Here is a 1,282-nt window from a genome sequence, read left to right on the forward strand (position 1 = left end):
GCCGTCAAGCCAGGCCGGCCGACATAGCCCCGCGCCAGCCCGGCGCCGGCGATGTAAAGCTCACCCGCCGCGCCCACCGGTACCGGCCGCAACCCGCTGTCGAGCACGTACAGGCGCGTGTTGGTCAGCGGCCGGCCGATCGGCGGAGCACCCTCCGTGTCCCCGTGCCAGGCCGCCGCATACACCGTCGCCTCTGCGAGGCCATAGATGTTGTCCACCTGTGCGCCCGGCAGCGCTTCCCTCACCGCGCGCATGACAGGGGCGTTCAGCCTCTCACCGGTCAGGACCACCCGGCTCGGTCGCGCCGTCGTCTCCGCCAGGACCTGCGCCAGCGCCGACGGCACCGCGCTGACCAGCGACACCTCCGCGCGATCGGCGAGGGCCGGCAGGTCATCGACGAGCTCGATGGCGCCGCCCGACACCAGCGGCGCGAAGATCTCGAAGACCGACACGTCGAAACTCAGCGACGTCGCCGCCAGCACCCGGGACAGATCGGTGAAGGTGCCCGTGGCCCAGTGCAGCAGATTGGCCAGCGAGCGGTGCTCGACCAGCACGCCCTTCGGGCGGCCCGTGGAGCCTGACGTGTAGATCATGTAAGCCGGGTGCTCCGGCCGCAGCCCCACCCTGCGAACCGGCCCCTCGGCACCGAGCAGATCGTTCAGGGTCAGCGCCGGGACAGGCAGCAAGGCCGCCGTCGTCGCCGACGCGAGCACCATCACAGGGCGGGCATCCTCAATGCGTTCGGCGGGGTGACTGACGTCGATCGGCAGGTAGGCGCCGCCCGCCTTGAGCACGCCGAACACGGCCACGATCAGGTCGATGCCGCGTTCGAGCGCCACCCCCACGATCGACTCCGGCCCCACCCCGCGCTCGACGAGCGCGTTCGCGAGCCGATCCGACCGAGCGTTCAGCTCCGCGTAGCTCACCTCGACGCCGTCACGCACCACGGCCACCGCGTCCGGCGTCCGTGCGGCCTGCGCCTCGAACAGGTCCACCACGGTCGCGTCCGGCACGGTCGCGGCGGTGTCGTTCCACTCCTCCAGCACGCGCCGTTCGTCCTCGTCCAGCACTCCCACCGCCGACAAGGGTGTTCCCGCGTCCGTCTCCAGGGCGTGCACCAGGTTGCCGACCGCCGTGCACAGCAGCTCGGCGACCAGCGCGGGGTCGATGGGCGCCACCGCGCCGATCACCAGGCCGAGGGTGCGGCCGTCGTCGTCCACGGCCACGGAGAGGGGGAAGTTGTCGCGCTGCTGGGAGAAGGTGATGGTGATGCCGTCGAAGG

Annotated in this window: 1 protein-coding gene; it reads right to left on the reverse strand. The window is 71.7% G+C overall.

All coding sequences use genetic code 11. From position 1 onward, the window contains the following. On the reverse strand, nt 1-1,226 hold a 1,226-nt coding region (locus ABZW11_RS46235; protein WP_355432930.1), incomplete at its 3' end, for an AMP-binding protein. Between the last annotated feature and the right edge of the window lie 56 nt (nt 1,227-1,282).

The organism is Nonomuraea sp. NPDC004580 (genome assembly GCF_040609855.1).
Classification (GTDB): Bacteria; Actinomycetota; Actinomycetes; order Streptosporangiales; family Streptosporangiaceae; genus Nonomuraea; species Nonomuraea salmonea.